General features: G+C 69.3%; 10 protein-coding genes. 4 read left to right on the top strand and 6 right to left on the bottom strand.

The window, feature by feature from the left end; translation table 11 throughout:
* Positions 1-45: 45 nt before the first annotated feature.
* Positions 46-3657: a DUF6923 family protein gene (locus tag TX83_RS07920; protein WP_141233406.1), complete on the bottom strand. Its 3612-nt coding sequence runs from the start codon at positions 3655-3657 to the stop codon at positions 46-48.
* Positions 3658-4575: 918 nt separating this feature from the next.
* Positions 4576-5472: a LysR family transcriptional regulator gene (locus TX83_RS07915; protein WP_315851255.1), complete on the bottom strand. Its 897-nt coding sequence runs from the start codon at positions 5470-5472 to the stop codon at positions 4576-4578.
* Between the two features lie 157 nt (positions 5473-5629).
* On the opposite strand from TX83_RS07915, the gene TX83_RS07910 reads away from it, so the two are divergent.
* The 3 genes from TX83_RS07910 to TX83_RS22625 all read left to right on the top strand — a co-directional run bounded on the left by TX83_RS07910 (position 5630) and on the right by TX83_RS22625 (position 7032).
* The gene (locus TX83_RS07910; RefSeq protein ID WP_064747397.1) at positions 5630-6361 is read left to right on the top strand and encodes a DsbA family protein; all 732 of its coding nucleotides are present in this window, start codon (positions 5630-5632) and stop codon (positions 6359-6361) included.
* Positions 6362-6398: 37 nt separating this feature from the next.
* Positions 6399-6680: a DUF2218 domain-containing protein gene (locus tag TX83_RS07905; protein WP_064747396.1), complete on the top strand. Its 282-nt coding sequence runs from the start codon at positions 6399-6401 to the stop codon at positions 6678-6680.
* A gap of 85 nt (positions 6681-6765) precedes the next feature.
* Complete coding sequence (locus TX83_RS22625; protein WP_141233405.1) at positions 6766-7032, top strand: hypothetical protein; 267 nt, start codon at positions 6766-6768, stop codon at positions 7030-7032.
* A gap of 196 nt (positions 7033-7228) precedes the next feature.
* On the opposite strand, the gene TX83_RS07895 is transcribed toward TX83_RS22625, so the two are convergent.
* Entirely contained in the window at positions 7229-8437 is a 1209-nt protein-coding gene (locus TX83_RS07895; RefSeq protein ID WP_064747394.1) for a hypothetical protein, read from the bottom strand.
* A gap of 242 nt (positions 8438-8679) precedes the next feature.
* Complete coding sequence (locus TX83_RS07890; protein ID WP_064747393.1) at positions 8680-9291, bottom strand: LuxR C-terminal-related transcriptional regulator; 612 nt, start codon at positions 9289-9291, stop codon at positions 8680-8682.
* A 437-nt stretch (positions 9292-9728) separates the two neighbouring features.
* Between TX83_RS07890 and TX83_RS07885 the strand changes: the two genes are divergently transcribed.
* A complete protein-coding gene (locus tag TX83_RS07885) occupies positions 9729-10394 on the top strand; it encodes a hypothetical protein (RefSeq protein WP_261370060.1) in 666 nt (221 codons plus the stop codon).
* Here TX83_RS07885 and pabB read toward each other — a convergent pair.
* Complete coding sequence (gene pabB / locus TX83_RS07880; RefSeq protein WP_064747392.1) at positions 10372-12534, bottom strand: aminodeoxychorismate synthase component I; 2163 nt, start codon at positions 12532-12534, stop codon at positions 10372-10374. The genes TX83_RS07885 and pabB overlap by 23 nt on opposite strands.
* A gap of 57 nt (positions 12535-12591) precedes the next feature.
* Entirely contained in the window at positions 12592-13356 is a 765-nt protein-coding gene (locus TX83_RS07875) for a 4'-phosphopantetheinyl transferase family protein (RefSeq protein WP_064747391.1), read from the bottom strand.
* Positions 13357-13513 lie beyond the last annotated feature (157 nt).

Genomic DNA, 13513 nt, shown 5'->3' with positions numbered 1-13513 from the left:
CCCTCCCCCCCCCCGCCGCCACACGCTCGCGTACAGTCGCCGGCCTCAGTTGACCGTGCAGCTCAGCGTGACCGTCACTGTCGCACCGTTGGCCAGGGCGCCCAGCGCCACGCCGCTTTCCAACTGCGCCAGGGTCAACCCGGCCGGACAGGCCGCACCGGTGCAGACCGGCGGCGCGGTGCAGCTCAGGCCGCTGCGGCTGCCGGGGGGGTCGACCAGGATCGCGCCGGCGACCGTGTCGGGGCCGTTGTTGGTGACGACGATCGTGTAGGTCGTGCTCGCGCCGCGGGTCAGGGTGTCGCCGGCCTGATCGTTCGGGCCCGAGCCGGGCGTGTTGGTCTTAGTGATCGACAGATCGGCGATCGGATTGCGGGTATTGGTGAACGTGCAGCTGAGATCGTCGCCGGCCGCGGCGGTCAGGTTGAACGTCGTGCCGCTGCCGCTCGGCGCCTGGCCGCCGGCCAGGGCATTGGTGCAGGCATAGGTGCCGGCGTAGTTGGCCAGATCGGCGCCGGCGGCGGCCGCTTCGGAGAAGGTGTAGGCCGCTCCGATCGCGCCGGGGTTCAACGTCGCCGCGCCGGTCGCGGTGGTCCCGCTGCCGGTGGTGGTGACGCTCGCCGGACCGCCGCTGCCGGCGATGCTCAACGCGAACTGGTCGGCGGCGACGAAGCGGCCCAGCGGCAACGCCTTCTGCAAGCGCAGGACCGGCAGGCGGCCGTTGGTGTAGGTGCAGGTGACCGTCTCGCCCGAGTCGATGTCGATCGTCGCCAGCCGATTGGTCAAGTCGACGACGGTGCCGTTGTCCGGATCGCTGCAGCTCAAGGCGGTCAGGCTCCAGCCGGCGGTCACGGCCTCGGTCACGCCGTAGCTGCCCGGTTCCAGCCCGGTGAACGTGCGCGTGTTCGGCAGGGTACCGTCGGCATCGTCGTCGAGGCTGAACGCGCTCAAGCCGGTGCCGGTGGTGGTGAAGGCGAAGTCTTGAGCGTCGTTGGGCACCGCGTCCTTGACGATCACGATCGTGCCGGTCGGCGTGTCGGTATCGGTGGCGCTGTTGTTGCCCGGCGTGGCGTCGCTGGTGCCGGCGCCGGCCGCGATGTTGGCGACGTTGGTCAGCGCGCCGGTCGCCCCGGCGGCGATGGTGCCGGTCACGGTGAAGGTGACGCTGCTCGACGTGTTGCTGCTGTACGGCAGCGACGGAATCACGATGCCGCCGCCCTGCATCAACGCCACGGTGGTGTTGGCTACGCTCGGGCAGACGCCGCCCCCGGTCGGGCTGCCGCAAGTCACCGAGCTCACCGTGAAGTTGGCGATCGCCGGATCGGTAAACACCGCATTGGCGGCGCCGAACGGTCCGGCGTTGGTGACCACGACGGTGTAGGTGCGCGCCGTGCCCGGCGTGTAGCGGTCGTTGGCCAGATCGTTCGGCCCCGAGGCGGGCGTGTTGGTCTTGGTGATCTGCAGGTCGGCGCCGAAGGTGATGTTGGCGGTCGGACAATTGGAGCCGTCGTTCGCGCTGGAGCCCGGCGCGCCGCTGATCAGCGTCGCCGCTCCGGTGGCCAGGTCGAACTTATAGAAACCGCTGGGCGGGTTGTTGCCCGAACCGTAGAGGCCGTTGGGCGCGCCGTAGATCGCGCCGAAGAAGCCGGCCGGCAGCCCGTTCGGCGCGCCGATGCTGGTCACCGCGCCGGTGGTCGGATTGACCGACACCAGTTGGCCGCCGTTGGTCACGCTATAGAGCAGGCCATTGACCCAAGCCCAGTCGGCAATGTTGATCGCCGTACTGAGAGGAATCGCGGTCGCGGTCAACGTGGTCACGTTGATCGCGTACATGGTCGTGCCGGCGGCGACGTTGTCCTTGACGTACAGGATGTTGCCGGCGGTACCGAACGCGCCGCTGATATAGGTCGCCACCGGCAGGCCGCTGACCGCGCCGAGGCTGATTGCGCTGCCGTCGGCGCCGATCTTGACCAGGGTGTTGGTGTTGGTCGTCACCAAGCCGTACTGATAGTTGTCGCTGGGGTTGTAGCCCACTGCGTTGTACAGCAAGTTGGCAGCGCCGATCGGCGTGAATGTCAGTGGATTGGCGTTGGTGTTGATCTGGTACAGCGTGGTCGGCGTCGGCGCGCCCGGCGACTGCTCCAGCCACAGCCGCGAGTCGCACACTCCGAAATTGGGCTGGGGAGTGTCGGTGTCGGACGCGGTATTATTGGCTGGAGTGCTGTCGACACCGCCGTTCGGCAACGCGATCTGCGCGGTATTGGTCAAATTGCCGGTCGCGTTGGAAGCCACGGTTCCGGAGACGGTGAAGGTAACGCTACCTCCCGTGGGCAGGGATGGAATGTTCACCCCGCTTCCTTGCATGTTCGCTATCGACAGCTGTCCGGGTGCGCCTCCTACCGCGGGGCAGACAGCACCGCCTACCGGGCTGGCGCAGGTCACGCCGGTGACGTTGAAGTTCGCGATGGCCGGATCGGCGAAGACCGCGTTCGTCACCGCTGCGGGACCGGCGTTGCTCGCAACCAGTACATAGCTGATCGACTGGCCGGGCGCATAGATCGTCTGATTGTTGGTCTTGCTGATGGCCAGATCGGCGCAAGCCACCGTAAAAACGGCGCTTGCGCTGTTGTTATTGACGTTGATATCGGAGAAGCCGTCCGTCGCGGAGAAGTCCGCCGTCGCCGTGTTGGTGACGGTCGCGCCGCAAGTTGCGGTGGCGGCAACCGTGCCCGTGATCGTGAATGTCAGTTGCCCGCCGGTGGCCAAGGTGTAGCCGCCTGCGATGGCGATGTTGCCGGTACCGCTGGCGGCGGGGCAGGTCGAGCCGGCGGAGGCGGCGCAGGTCCAACTGACGCTCTGCAACTGGGCCGGCAAGGCGTCGGAGATGTCCGGCGCGTTGGCGGCGTTGATCGGAGGCGACTGGTCTCCCGGATCGACGGGATTGATATCGTTGTTGCGCACGACCACAGTGTAGGTCTGCGTCTGGCCGCGAAACAGCGTGGCGGAAGCGACAGTCTTGGTGACGGCGATGTCCGCCGGCACCGAAGCCGTTACGTTGCGGATTTCGTGGATATTGGTTTCATCGCCGGTCGCACTGGCAAAGCCCATGCGCAGATTCGTCGGTGCTGCGTACGGAAAGTTCAGATTGCTCAGTACGTTGACGATGTTGGTCGCCGTCGTGCCTAGGCCGACGCTCACGCGATATCCCCCGGTACCGTTTGGAACCAAGGCGACCCGCACGCGATTGATGCTGGGGCGGGCCAAGACTCCGGGGTCGTCGATGCCCGCTGCGAGCGTTTGTCCACCGACATAGGGATTACCGCTGGAAACAGGGCCTCGTACCGCCACGCTATCTGGAACGTATCCAATGCCGGTAGCCGATGCGCACGAATTGCCGCCCGTGTTGGAATAGTTGCCCCATTCGTCCAGCCCGATGCCGAGATACCCGCCGGCTCCGGCGCAATAGCCCAAGGCCCCGCCGGTACCCGCGCCGGCCATGTTCGAAGCCGCATCGTAGAGGAAGAAACTCAGACCGTCGGCGCCGGTTCCGCCCCAACTGACGTAGTCGAACTCGGCGACAACGCCTTGCGTCGATGGAAAGGTGGCGCCGGTGTACAGCGCCGTACCGGATTGATTGACCTGGTTGGTCGAAAGGCGCAACCAGCCGTTCCCAACCGGGTCGTTGACATTGTTCGGAATCGCACCGTAGCCGCCGGTCAGGATGCCGCTGTCGTCGGTGCCTACGTTGTTGGTACCGGATATGGTCCAGCCAGGCTCGGTAGCGTTCCTGAAGGTCGCTCCTACCTTGAACTGGGCGTTCGCGTCGCCGACGAAAGCTAAGAAAAGCGCGGAGCAAATCGTTGCGAACGTCCGAATTCGGGACGGTGCCGCACCTTCGCCGATAAGTTGCTTCATAGGCACTTTTATCCCCCTGACCTTCAAAGTGCTTTGCCCAAAGAACTGCGATTGGCTAGTCGTCGATTCCGTTCGTCTTGGCGTGCGTTGGCCGCGATAATGATCTCAAGCACACTAGCGCACGCCGTGGTGAATAGCAGACCGGAGCGGGACAATCGCGAGTCAAACGGCTTTCCGATCGGATCTCCGCCTGCTTTTTATGCGACTGAACTCTAATCATAAATGTGATTGATATCACGATTTTTTACAAAGTAACCCAAAAAGACTCCGGATAGATCTCAGTCCGGCCGGGCACCCGATGTGAGGTACCGTGAGTCCCGACGGGCGGTAAACGGACTCAGCGGGCCTTCTCTCTTGTTCTTGCCTGTATTCCTATCGAATAAGGCTTTTGAGCCAACTCCAAACCACTCTCATACGCCAACGAACCCAGAGCGCGCTAATCGGCCCACAGGAACCGCGTAGGATCGGTCGTCGGCGTTCGATCACGAGCAGTGTGCTTTTCCGGCTTGATGAGTGACGAATCGACAGGTGACCGCTACATCGCCCTGTCCAAGTTAGGCCGACTTCGGCATGCAGTTGCGCCTGCGGCCTGCGGGACTATCAGTTCCGCAGCCTACGGCCGCGCCGGCCGCAGAGTGTCGCCTGCGTCTTGCCGGCCTTCGCTCAGGCCAGCCCCAGTGCCCGGTCCCACTCGGGTTCTTCGCCGAAACGTTCGACCAGGAAGTCGAGGAAGGCGCGCACGATCAGCGGCATCTGCCGGCGCGACAGGTACACGCCGAACACGCCCATCTCGTCGGGTGCATAGTCCGGCAGCACCCGCACCAGTTCGCCGGCCCGCAGCATCGGCGCGACCAGATAGGTCGGCAGCAGGCCGATGCCGGCGCCGGCGCGCACCGCCTGGGCGATCAGGGTGGCGTCGTTGGCGCTGATCGAACCTTCCACCGCGACCGCGTCGGTCTGGCCGTCGCGATGCAGCGACCACAGGCTCTTGCCGACGTAGTGATGGGTGAGGCAATTGTGCGTGGCCAGATCGGCCGGCCGGTGCGGCAGGCCGCGGGCGGTCAGATAGGCCGGCGCGGCGCACAGCACCGAACGGCAGACGGTGATGCGGCGCGCGATCAGGCCCGGCTCCAGGCTGCGGCTGATGCGGATAGCGACGTCGATGCGCTCTTCGACCAGGTTGACCGCGCGGTCGGCCAGGACCACGTCGACCGCCGCGCCCGGATAGCGGCGGACGAAATCGGACACGGCGCCGGCGAGATGGCTGAGCCCGAGCGAGGTGCTGCAGGTCAGCCGCAGTTGTCCGTGCGGCACGCCTTCGGCATCGGTCAGCGCGCTCTTGAGTTCGTCCCCGACCGCGAGCATGCGCCGGCAGCGGTCCAGCGCCACCTCGCCGGCCGGGGTCAGGCTGAGCCGGCGGGTGGTGCGGTGCAGGACGCGTGCGCCCAGCCAGTCCTCGAGCGCGGCCAGATAGCGCGTGGCCATCGCCCGGGACATGTCCAGGGCCTCGGCGGCGGCGGTCAGGCTGCCGCGTTCGGCGACCTCGACGAAGACGGTCATGGCGGTGATCCGGTCCATATCTGCGCGATTCGATCAACAAATATTTCGCTTGTACGGCATTTTTTGCGCCGTTTCACTCAACTATCGTGCACTCCTGCCCGGCAGCGGCGACCCGCCGCCGCCCAAGCCGCCACGCGGCCGACATCCAGGATCTGCCATGACCACCGCCCCCGCCACGACCGCGCCGGTCGCCCGCCTGCACTACCTTTACGATCCGCTGTGCGGCTGGTGCTACGCCGTCGCCCCGCTGATCGCCACCGCTGCCCGTCTGCCCGGGCTGGCGATCGAACTGCACGCCGGCGGCATGATGGCCGGCGCGCAACGCCGGCACGTCGGCCGCGACTGGCGCGAGTACGTGCTGCCGCACGATCGCCGCATCGCCCAGCTCAGCGGCCAGCCGTTCGGCGAAGCCTACTTCGACGGGCTGCTGCTCGACGAAGCGGCGCTGCTCGACTCCGAACCGCCGATCGCCGCCGTGCTGGCGGCGCACACCCTGGGCGGGCGCGGCCTGGAATTGCTGCAGCGAATCCAGCGTGCGCACTACCAGCACGGCCGGCGCATCGCCGAGCCGGCGACCCTGCGCGCGCTCGCGCTCGAACTCGGCCTGGACGGGGACGCCTTCGATATCGCCTTCGCGGCGCAGCTCGGCGCGCCGAGCCAGGCCCACATCGAGGCCAGTCGCGGCCTGCTGCGCCGGCTGGGCGGTCACGGCTTCCCGACCGTGGCGCTGGAGGTCGGCGGCTCGACCGCCGCATCGCTCGACATCGGCCGGTATCTGGGCCAACCGGAGGCCTGGCGCGCACATCTGCTCGAACGCCTGGCCGGCCTGCGCGCCGCGGCGCCGGCCGCGTTCGGCTGCGCCGCCGACGGCTGCGCCCTGCCCGCCTGACCTTCGCTGCCCGCTGCATCGCCATCGAGGAAACGCCATGCCCACCGCTCATGCCCGAATCGCCAGCGCCCAGGCGCGCAAGCTGTTGCGCACGCTGTGCAATCACTGGCGGCACAAGTTCGCGGTCGAGTACGCCGACGACCGCGCCCGCATCGTGTTCGACGCCGACGCCCGCCTGGACGCCACCGCCGCCGATGAGCGCCTCGAGCTCGAACTCGCCGCCGCCGATGCGGCGCGCCTGATTTCATTGCAAGGCGTGGTGCTGGAGCACCTGCAGCGCTTCGCGCGCGAGGAGGCGCTCACTGCCGAATGGCGGTAGCGGCGCGGATGACGGCGGGTGGGTAAAGCGGCGCGTCCCCAAGCCGTGATGCCCGCGAAGTCGGGCATCCAGGGAATGCCGGGCCATGCCGCGATACGCCCTCGACCGGCCCAACGCCGCGATGATTCAACGCGGGCCGGCAGGTGCGGTCCGGGCGGCCGGGCCCTGCGCCGCCGGGGCCGGGCCGGCCTGGCTGCGGCTGGCCAACAGCGCGGCGACCACCGCCAAGGCAGTGGCGCAGACCAAAGCGATCACCGAGGCGCGCGAGGGTTTGCGCCCGCCTTCGTCGTCGTCCGGCTTTTTGGAGGTCCATCGGCCCACCGGGGGCCTCGCTGCGAGCATTATTCAGTGACAATGGTCACAAAAATCATGCCATCTGCGGAAGCCTTGCAAACCGGGGCCCAGGGCCGGCACGGGCAGATGAAACACTGACGCAGAGCGAACAGGGGCACACTTCTGCGTCACATCCTGTCGTGTGCCGACAGGCACAACGCTACGGATTCAGGCCATCGGTTCAGCCCGTTGCGGCAGCGCTTCGCACGGCCGGCTCAACCGCGCCGGGACGAACGCCGGCGGGTCGAAGCCGGCAGGCGCAACTCGGCGACCTTGCGCTCGCGGCGCCAGGCTTGCAGTCCCGGCTGGCGCAACAAGCCCTTGCTGTTGAAGCCGTGGCTGCGCACTTCGACCACCAGGCGCGGGTTGCACCACACCGCGTCCTCGATCGGATCGACGTCAGGGCCGAAGGTGACCCGTCGCCGCGCCGCCGCGACCAGCCGCGGCAATAGTTCGCGTTCGAATTCGCTGCCGGCCTCGACCGCGACCCGGCCGACATAGCGCCAACCGGTCTGGCCCTTGGGCCGGCCGAGCAGCAACGTGGCCGGCCGCCGCGCCGCCGGGTCGGCCGGCGTGTAGCCGACGATCGCGAACTGGCCGAACTGGAGCAAGCCGATCCGCCGCCAGTCCGGGCTCGGCCCCTGCACGTGACGACCGAACGCGCGCTTGCAGATCACCCCTTCCAGGTGCTGGCTCAGCGCCAATGCCAGGGCGGCCTTGCCGCTGCCGAGGATGTGGGTGCCGTATTCCAGCCCGCGCGGGGCCTGGCGCAGCATCAGCTCGAGCACGGTCTTGCGGTCGACCAGGGGCGACTGCTCGATGTCGACCCCGTCCACATGCAGCAGGTCGAACAGGATCAGGGTCGCCGCCGGCCGCCGTTCCAAGCCCGCCGTTGGAGCGGCGGTGCGGTAGCGCTCGCGCAGGCCCGGATCGGCGATCAGCACGCCGTCCAGGTGCGCCTGCTGCAAGCCCAATTGCTGCAGGGTCAGGACGATGCCCGGGTAAGCGTCGCTGCGTTCCTCGCCGTTTTCGGCCCACAGCCGGGCTTCGCCGTCGACGATCAGCGCGCTCAGGCGCTGCCCTTTCCACAGGATCTCGTGCAGCCAGCGCGGCCCCGTCGGCATCGCCCGGCCGAGCACTGCCTGCTGCGCCGGCGCCGGCGGCCAGATCAGGCCGGCGCGGCGCGCGCCGAGCAGGGTCGCGGCGATTTCGCTCCATTCGACTTCGCCGCGAGAACGCGCCAACGGCGCCGGTCGGGCACCGGCCACGCGCCGCGGCACGGCCTGGGTACGCAGGCGGCTTTGCGCCGCGGCCCGCGCGCGCGGCGGCGGTGAGTGGGTTTCGAAATCGGCAGGCCGTCCGTCGCCGTCGCCGGCGGTCTGGCGCGGGTCGTCCGGTTCCAGTCGGTCCAGTGCTCTGCGCAAGCAACGCCCCCGGATGCTTGTCTCTTGCGGCCGCATCGACCGCAGTCCGTCGGCTACACAATGCAGCGCCGGCGAGCTTGCGTTCGTGACGGCAATCGCAAGGCGGCGCAGCGGTGGGCGAGCCGGACGCGGGCAGCCAAGCTGACTCGTTCAGCTCGGGGCGGCCGTGCGGACCACGCGTCGATCACGTTCGGAATCGAAAGGGTTTTCACGCTTCACCCACATCGCCGGCCCGATGGACCTCACTGGCCGAAGCCGTGTTTGTCGGCCAGCCGGCTCAGGCCGACCGCGCTGCGCAGGCCGAGCTTGCGATAGGCGCGCGAGCGCACCGTGCGCACCGTGCTCTCGTCGACGCCGAGCAGTTCGGCGATGCCGCGGGTGCTGTAGTCCTGCACGGTCAGCAAGGCGACTTCGCGTTCGCGTGCGCTCAAGCGCCGGAACGGCGACAGACCGAGCAGCACGCTGCGCGGCAGCGAGGCGTCGATGTGGTCGTGGCCGCCGGCGACACGACGCAGGGCGTAGACCAGGGTGCGCGCATCGCAACCGCGCGCGAGGTAGCCGTGCACGCCGGCATCCAGCAGCGCCGCAGGCACCGCCACGTCGGCGGCGGCGAAATAGACGATGCGCAGATTCGCGCGCAATTGCAGCAATCGGCGCACCGCGCGCACGCCGTCGCTGTCGCCGCGCTCCAGCGCGCACAGCGCCAGGTCGGCGTCGATCTGCGCCGGAATCAACGCATTCAACCGTTCCGGCGCGATTTCCGCGGTCGCGGTCAGGTCCGGTTCGCGGTCGAGAATCGAGCGCAGGCCACTGCCGAGCAAGGGCAGGTCGACGACGATGAGGACTCGGATCATGGCTGGTTCGCTGCGCGATGCTCGGATGGAGCGAAGCGGTCGCGTTGCCGTCTCGCCGCGGCGGATGCCGCATCCGTGTCGCGTGTTGGGGCGCGGATTGTGGGCCGACAGCGCGCAGGAATCAAAATGTTTATCGCCGCACATTCGTTGAGCGCGGTGACGGCATGCACGCGCGCGAAACCTGCAGTAGCGCTATCGGCGCGAACGGCCACGCGCGTGGACGCGTGCGTGCGGTCCGCGCTTGCGCGCGCGGCCGCAGTGCGCGCCGCACGTGCGATAGTCGTGCGCAGCGTCGCCGCATCGGCAACGACCTACCAGCGCCTTGCGCATCGAAAGGAATCGCCATGCCTGCTTCCGCACGCCCCGTTCGCCGCCGTCTTGCTCGCCTGCTGCTCGTCGCGTCCGCGGCATCGTGCGCTCACACCGCGACGGCGCAGATGCTGGTCAGCGACCCCGGCAACCTCAGCGCCCAGATCCAGCAGACCGGCAAGGACGCGATCGAGTTCGGCAAACAGGCGCAGCGCTGGCGCGAGACCGTCGCGCATTTCCGCCAGCAACTGATCGGCCTGCGCCGGCTGAATTTCGCTCCGGCGCAGATGCGCGACGACTTCGCCGCGCGTCCGGACGACTACGGCCTGGAGGATTTGTGTCCGAGCCGCAGCGGCGAAGTGCGCGAACGCCTGCCGAGCGTGCTGCGCCAGGCCGCGCCCGACTTGAACGGACCGATCGCGCGCCAGCAGCTGGCGATCTGCCAGCGCCTGGTGCTGGCCGAGAACGCGCGCTACAACGAGTCGGTGCGCATGCTCAAGACCCTGATCGAACGCGGCCGGCAGTTCCAGGACATCGAGCTGCAACGCGCCGGCGTGCGCGACAGCCCCGGCGATCTCGCCGCCAATGACAACGAGGCGCAGCGTTTCCTGGTCCGCAGCGCGATGGAGCTGGATTACTGGCAGGCGCGGATGAAGGCTTACGAGGACTACATCGCGGCACTGAAGTGGGACCAATCGCGATTGGCGCGACGGGCGATGCGCGGCCCGCCGGACACGGGTCCGGGCGGTCGCGCCGTGCAGGCGGTCGCGCTCAGTCTGGCGTTGCGTCGCTGAGCGGCGCTGCGCTCAGCGACAGGCGGTCGCCGTGCAGACGGGCCCGGTAGGCGGCGCCGTCGGCGAGGAAGTCCCACACCGGCCGCAGCACCGCCTCGGCCTTGAGCAAGACCTCGTCGAACTCGGCCTGCGCGTCGGACAGGTAGGTGATCGCGCCGCCGGCGCCGAACGCGGCCTCGCGGCCGTCGTAGGACAGGGTGCGGATGCCGATGTTGAGGTCGGCGACGCGGTGGTAGCCCAGGTAGCCGATCGAACCGCAGTACACCCCGCGCGGGCTGCGTTCGAGCCGGTCGATGATCTGCAGGGTACGCAGCTTGGGCGCGCCGCTGATCGAGCCGCCCGGGAAGGTCGCGCGCACCAGGTCGATCAGGCTGCGGTCCGGGCGCAGTTGCGCTTCGACCGTGCTGACCAGCTGGTGCACGGTGCGATAGCTCTCGACCACGCGCAGCTTGGGCACTTCGACCGAGCCGGGCTGCGCCACCCGGTTGAGATCGTTGCGCATCAGGTCGACGATCATCAGGTTCTCGGCCCGGTCCTTGGGCGAGTCGGCCAGCTTGCGCGCGTACTCGGCGTCGCGCTGCGGGTCGGCGGCGCGGCGGATCGTGCCCTTGATCGGCTTGGTCTGGATCCGGCCCTCGCGGTCGACGCGCAGGAAGCGCTCCGGCGAGGTGCTCAGCACGCTGTACGCGCCGCTGCGCAGGAAGGCGCCGAACGGCGCGGCATTGCCGCGGCGCATGCGCCGGTACAGGGCATAGGGATCGAACGCGGCGGCGAAGCGGAAGTGATTGGTCAGGCACACCTGGTACGACTCGCCGTCGACGATGGCGGCACGGCACTCGCCGATCGCCGCCAGGTAGTCGTCCCGGCCGAGGTCCATTGCGACGTCCAGCTGCGTCGTCGTGGCGGCGGCAGACTCGGCGACGGCCGCACCGCGCGTGGCTTCCGCCGCGCGCGCGGTCGCGTCCAGCCAGGCCTCGGCGTCGGCCGGATCTTCGCCGGCGTCGGCGACCGCCACCGCCCAGGCGGCGCCGCCGGCGTGGTCGAAGGCGACGAAGCGGCGCACCCGCATCCACAGGGCGTCGGGCGCTGCGGTGCCGGCGCGGCGCTCGCCGCCGAACAATGCCTGCATCTCGTAGCCGAAATAGCCGACGAAGCCGCCGCAGAACGCGAACGGCAAAGTTTGCGCGCCGTCGACGCGGGTGCGTTCGAGCTCCTCGTCCAGCCGCGCCAGCCAGGCCTGGCCGGCGCTGCCGGCCGCGTCGTCGTCGGCCACGCGGTAGGCGTAGACCTCGCCGGCCTCGGCTGCGCCCATGAACGAATGCTCGGCGGCTTCGTCGGCGCTCTGGCTGTCGAGCCAGAACGCATGCGGGCGCGCGGCGTACAGTGCGCCGAACACCGACTGCGGATCCAGCCCCGGCGCCAGCGCGCGCCAGCGCAGTTGCGCGGCGGGCTCGGGCGCGGCGCGCGCCTGCGGCTCGGCGGTTCCGTGTGTGGCGCCAGCTTGCGACTCGACGGTTTCGTGCGTGGAGCGCGCGCCGGGCGCGCTCCACGCACGACCGCGCGCGCGCGCGGCCAGGTCGCGGAAGTTGCCGATCATCGCCAGACCGTGTTCGGTCAGGATCGACTCGGGATGGAACTGCACGCCCCACTGCGGCCGCTGCCGGTGGCGCAGGGCCATGATCAGGCCGTCTTCGGTGTGCGCGGTGGCGATCAGCGCCGGCGGCAGCGGCGCGGCCGCGATCAGCGAGTGGTAGCGGATGGCCTGGAACGGCGTGGGCAATCCGGCGAACAGTCCGTCGCCGTCGTGATGCACGGCGCAGGCGCGGCCATGGAAGGGCTCGGGCGCGTGCACGATGCGGCCGCCGGCGGCGTGGGCGATGCCCTGGAAGCCCAGGCAGACGCCCAGCAGGGGCAGCTCGGTTTCGGCGATGGCCTGGGCCGAAACGTGGAAATCGGCTTCGTGGGTCGGGCTGCCGGGGCCGGGCGAGATCACCGCGCAATCGAAGCCGCGCGCACGCAGCTCGGGCCAGCGGTACTCGTCGTTGCGCACCACGACCGGGGCTTCGCCGAACGCCCTGCCGATCAGATCGGCCAGGTTCCAGGTGAAAGAGTCGTAGTTGTCGATCAACAGGCAACGCATCCGCCCATTGTCGTACAGATCGGCGCCGCCGGGCCGGGACCGGCCGGCGGCGGGCCCTCAGCCGCGGCGCAGCACGCAGGCCACGGTGCGCACGTCCTCGCCGTCGAGCAGATAGTCGACCGCGAACCGGTCGCCCTCGCGCACCGTCGCCGCCAGGGTCTGGGTAGCGGCGAACTCGATCCGTCCCGGCTGCAGCCCGGCGATGCGCATGGCCTCGAAGCCGAAGAACTCGCCGACCTGCGGGAACAAGGCCTTGAACAGGCTTTCCTTGGCCGAGAACACGGTCGCCAGGCCCTGCACCGGGTCGGCGAAATGGGTCTCGATCGCCGCCGACTCGGCCGCGTCGACGACCTCGTTGCGGATGTCGGCGGCCATGCCCGGCGGCAGCCGGCCCTCGATGTCGATGCCCAGGCCGACGACCTGCGGGTCGGCGCTGGCCAGGCAGACGGCGCGGTCGCCGGCGTGCGAGATCGAGGCGATCACCCCGGCCGGCCACACCGGCTCGCGGTCCGGCCCGATCGGCACGTCGACCGCGCCCAGGCCGAGCGCAATCAGCGCGCGCCGTGCGCAGATCCGCCCGGCGAGGTAGTCGCTGCGCCGCTTGACCACGGCGCGGTCGAGCTGAGACGGCCAGGCGATCGCATAGGCGGCGAACAGATCGTCGCGGTAGCCGTCGCTGCGGAAGCGGCAGGCGTAACCGGTGAGGTCGCGGCCGGCGGCGACGCAGGCGAAGGCGCCGGCGTCGAACACGAAGCCGTCGTCGCCGGAGCGCGGATCGGCCGCGTCCACGGCGGGCTCCAGCGCGGCGGCATCGGCGCTCATCGCCGCCCTCCCATCGTGCGGCGGCGCTCGGCGGGCGGACAGGGCGAACGGAAAGCGGGCGGACAGGGCTGGCTCATGCGGGTCGGTTCGTTCGCGCCGGGGGTCGCGTCGGATCGGCCCGGCAGGATCGCATAGCGCAACACCGGCTGCAGCGTCT

Source organism: Lysobacter antibioticus HS124 (assembly GCF_000336385.2).
Taxonomy (GTDB): domain Bacteria; phylum Pseudomonadota; class Gammaproteobacteria; order Xanthomonadales; family Xanthomonadaceae; genus Lysobacter; species Lysobacter firmicutimachus.
This window is presented reverse-complemented; position numbering and strand designations above follow the sequence as displayed.

Bases quoted from the DNA above. Each gene is read 5' to 3' on its own strand.
- pabB (WP_064747392.1), bottom strand. From the start codon at position 12,534: ATGCGTTGCCTGTTGATCGACAACTACGACTCTTTCACCTGGAACCTG.
- TX83_RS07885 (WP_261370060.1), top strand. From the start codon at position 9,729: ATGCTGGTCAGCGACCCCGGCAACCTCAGCGCCCAGATCCAGCAGACC.
- TX83_RS07910 (WP_064747397.1), top strand. From the start codon at position 5,630: ATGACCACCGCCCCCGCCACGACCGCGCCGGTCGCCCGCCTGCACTAC.
- TX83_RS22625 (WP_141233405.1), top strand. From the start codon at position 6,766: ATGCCGCGATACGCCCTCGACCGGCCCAACGCCGCGATGATTCAACGC.
- TX83_RS07905 (WP_064747396.1), top strand. From the start codon at position 6,399: ATGCCCACCGCTCATGCCCGAATCGCCAGCGCCCAGGCGCGCAAGCTG.
- TX83_RS07915 (WP_315851255.1), bottom strand. From the start codon at position 5,472: ATGACCGTCTTCGTCGAGGTCGCCGAACGCGGCAGCCTGACCGCCGCC.
- TX83_RS07890 (WP_064747393.1), bottom strand. From the start codon at position 9,291: ATGATCCGAGTCCTCATCGTCGTCGACCTGCCCTTGCTCGGCAGTGGC.
- TX83_RS07875 (WP_064747391.1), bottom strand. From the start codon at position 13,356: ATGAGCGCCGATGCCGCCGCGCTGGAGCCCGCCGTGGACGCGGCCGAT.